2 protein-coding genes and 1 rRNA gene are annotated in these 4,015 nt (G+C 40.4%); all 3 read left to right on the top strand.

What is annotated here, in order from left to right; translation table 11 throughout:
* A partial coding sequence (locus tag PHF79_04010; GenBank protein MDD5318944.1) for a hypothetical protein occupies nt 1-375 on the top strand: 375 nt, incomplete at its 5' end.
* Between the two features lie 88 nt (nt 376-463).
* A complete protein-coding gene (locus PHF79_04005; GenBank protein MDD5318943.1) occupies nt 464-1,150 on the top strand; it encodes a hypothetical protein in 687 nt (228 codons plus the stop codon).
* 631 nt (nt 1,151-1,781) lie between these two features.
* Nucleotides 1,782-4,015 (top strand): 23S ribosomal RNA (locus PHF79_04000); the annotation flags it as partial.

Below are 4,015 nucleotides of genomic sequence, written 5' to 3'. Positions count from 1 at the left end.
TTTATTTTAGATAATAATTTTCGTCATATAGATGCACTCAAAGAATTTTTGCTAAAAGTTTCTCCTCTAAGTGAAACTCAGATTTCAGATAAAATTTCAAAAGCAGGTAGACTTAAGTTCGCTACTCTTTCTGGAGTATTTATAAATAATTCAGATTGTAGAGTTGATCTATTGATTGTTGGGGACAAATTCAAGAAAAATGTCTTGGCTAGGGTAATCTCAAATCTTGAATCAGAGCTTGGTTCTGAGCTTAAATATGCCTTTTTTGAAACTGCTGATTTTGAATACAGAAGGTCTTTTGGGGATAAATTAGTGAGAGATATTCTTGAGTACCCTCATAAAATCATAATTGATAAACTGGGGATTAGTAACTAACTATTAATTTCTATATCGGGTTATAATATAAGGCATAACTAAGGTCGCTTTGTTATTAGCTATTATTAATTATTAATAAATAAAAATTATGATTCTTCAGGATTCAGCGCAGTTATTAGGAGATTCTTTTGTAAATCTTTGGTTTGGCATCATTGCCTTTATACCAAATCTATTTGTAGCTGTTGTTATCTTTGTTGTTGGGTGGATTGTTGGAGCTTTGATTGGTAGCGCTATTGATAGTGTATTCAAAGCAGCGAAAGTAGATCATGTCCTTAGAAAGACGGGTGTTGATTCTGCACTTTCACGTGCTGGATTAAGTCTAAATACAGGAAAATTCGTTGGGGCTCTTGTTAAATGGTTTATTGTTGTTGCATTTTTGATTGCATCCTTCAATGTTCTTCATCTCTCAGAAGTCAATGATTTTCTAAGAATTGTTGTTATCGGATATCTACCACAGGTGATCGCTTCTGTACTTATTCTTCTTGTTACAGTTGTTGTTGCTGATGTAGTTCAGAGAGTTATCTCAACTTCAGCAAAAGCTGCAGAAGTAAGATCAGCAAATTTTCTTGGAGTAGTTGCAAAATGGGTAATCTACATTATCGGTCTTCTTGCTGCTATTTCACAGCTTGGAATTGCACAGCAGATTATCCAGACTGTTTTCACAGGAGTAGTTGTTGCTGTTTCTGTGGCAATTGGTCTAGCTTTTGGTCTAGGAGGCCAGCAGGCTGCTTCTGAGGTTATCTCAAAAGTTAGAGGAGAAATCTCAAGTAAATAGGCGTATTTTTAGGAGGTTTAAAAGCCCCGTCCGCTTAAGCGGACGGGGCTTTTTTAATCAAAAAATGGCTTTAAAAATACCTGTATCTTGGAATTTATAAATAGACCATATTTTTAAGTATTTATATTTGACATTAAAACCAGTTTGAGTATAATTTCTCCTACACAGAAATGTTGATAAACCTTAATTTAAAGCGGAACCTATAAAGCTATTATGTAGCTCTATGTATCGGTATCCCGCTAAAAAAGCGGGTTTTTTCGTAAAAGTGAAAGCTTTTACATTCAGAACGACAGATACTTTGATAAATAAACTTGGAACTTTGTTCGCTTCGGCGAACATGGAACTTAGCACATCCTGTCCTAGACTTTGATTGAGGGCTTTGAGCCAGATCATTGGAGGTCTTTTCTACTAGAGACAGAACGTAAATAAAAATTCAAGACTTTTATTTACAAGCTCAAAATTTTTTGAGAGAAAAATTTTGAGTCGTCCAAAAAATTCTAGCCGGATTTTTTGGACAAAAAACAGGTAAAAATAAAAAAAATCCTAAAACATTTGAGTAAAATTTTTAGGTGTAGCAAACAATGGTGGAAAAAATTGTAAGTTTTTTCCAAGAATGGTTTTTATATTTCCTAATAGGAAATATAAGAGCATATGGTGGATGCCTTGGCTTCAAAAAGCGACGAAGGACGTAGCAAAGCGACGATATGCTTCGGGGAGGTGCCTAGCAACCTTTGATCCGGAGATTTCCGAATGGGGAAACCCAGTTAAACTTGATTTAATTGTTTTCAAATCGTAACGGTTTGAATTCGCACACTCAGGGAAGTAAAACATTTCAGTACCTGAAGGAAAAGAAACTAATAAGTATTCCGCAAGTAGCGGCGAGCGAAAACGGAAGAGCCCAAACTGACATTTTTTACTTCTGCTGTTAAAAGTAGAAGTAAGAAATAGCAGGGTTATAAGTTGACGAACATCTGCCTCGGCAGATAAAAAGTTACAAATTATTTTGTTAGAAGAATTTGCTGGAAAGCAAAGCCCTAGAGGGTAATAGACCCGTATTCGAAAACCAAATAACTTTTATTGTCATACTTGAGTACCTCGAGACACGAATGGCTCGGGGGAATTTGCCGGAACTAACCGGTAAGGCTAAATATTTTTGAAGACCGATAGTGAACTAGTACCGTGAGGGAAAGGTGAAAAGAACCCCGTTGAGGGGAGTGAAATAGATCTGAAACCATATGCTTACAAGGAGTCGGAGCGGGTCGCACCGTGTATATTATTTTTTGACAAGATATCTTGTTCGGAACAAAAAATAGTCTATAGGGTGCGATCCGTCACGGCGTGCCTATTGAAGAATGAGCCAACGAGTTAATGTATAAGGCTGGCTAAGGGCGAGAGCCTGGAGCCATAGGGAAACCGAGTGTGAATAGCGCGAAATAATAGTCCTATACATTAGACCCGAAGCCAGAGCGAGCTACCCATGTGCAGGGTGAAGTTTGTCGAAAGACAGATGGAGGCCCGAACCGCTGAGCCGTTCAACACTCTCGGATGACGTGTGGGTAGAAGTGAAAAGCTAATCGAGCCTGGTAATAGCTGGTTCTCTCCGAAACAGCTTTTGGGCTGGCGTCGCGTGTTCCCTTTGGGGGTAGAGCACTGGAAGGATTCGACAGGGAGAAATCTCGCGAATCCTATCAACCTCCGAATACCAGAGGTTATAGCGCGGCAGTTAGACTGTGGGGGCTAAGCTCCACTAGTCAAAAAGGGAAGAGCCTAGATCTCAAGTTAAGGTCCCTAAATCATAGCTAAGTGCATCACAAGGAGGTGGAATTTCTCAGACACTGAGGAGGTTGGCTTAGAAGCAGCCATCCTTTAAAGAAAGCGTAACAGCTCACTCACTTAGAGATTCTGCACCGAAGATAATCGGGGCTAAGCTATGTACCGAAACTGAGGGATTCATTTTTCTTCGGAAAAATGGATCGGTAGGAGAGTATTCGTATCCGCGATGAAGGCAAAGGGGTGACCCATGCTGGAGCGTTACGAAGTAAGAATGTTGGCACAAGTAACCGCAATTAGAGTGAGATACTCTAACGTCGAAAGATCAAGGTTTTCTTGGCGATGAAGATCAGCCAAGAGTTAGTCGGTCCTAAGCTGATGGCGAGAGCCGAAGGTGATGGGCACACGGTTAATATTCCGTGACTAGTTGCATTGCGATGGAGGGACGAGGTTTAGTATGTATAGCGCATTATGGATTTGCGTTTAGGTTTTAAGAATCGCGTGTAGGTAAATCCGCACGTACCTTTAATGGAAATTCAAGAAACACGAGTAAGCTTGTAGCAATACAAGTGAAGTATACAAAGCAAGCCTCCAAGAAAAACTTCTGAGCTTCAGATGCAATCTAACCGTACCGCAAACCGACACAGGTGATCAGGGCGAGTAGCCCAAGACGAACGAGTGAGAGGTCCTCAAGGAACTCGGCAAAAAAGCGACCGTAACTTCGGAATAAGGTCTGCCTATCGCAAGATAGGCCGCAGCTAAAGTTTCTCTGGCAACTGTTTACCAAAAACACAGCTCCCTGCGAACTCGCAAGAGGATGTATAGGGGGTGACACCTGACCAATGCCAGAAGGTCAAACAACGACGTTGATAGTAGTAATATTATTGGTGATTGTTGTAAGCCCTGGTGAATGTCGGCGATAACTATAATCGTCCTAAGGTAGCGAAATTCCTTGTCAGGTAAGTTCTGACTCGCACGAATGGTGTAATGACTGGAGAACTGTCTCGAGGACTTGCTCGGTGAAAATACAATACCGGTGAAGATGCCGGTTACCTGCAGTTAGACGAAAAGACCCCAGAAGCTTTACTGTAACTT

It is taken from the genome of Candidatus Paceibacterota bacterium, from assembly GCA_028714275.1.
Taxonomy (GTDB): domain Bacteria; phylum Patescibacteriota; class Minisyncoccia; order Phycocordibacterales; family CAINVO01; genus CAINVO01.
Note: the sequence above shows the minus strand (reverse complement) of the source record. Positions and strands in the feature narration are given on the sequence as shown.

Bases quoted from the DNA above. Each gene is read 5' to 3' on its own strand.
- PHF79_04005 (MDD5318943.1), top strand. From the start codon at position 464: ATGATTCTTCAGGATTCAGCGCAGTTATTAGGAGATTCTTTTGTAAAT.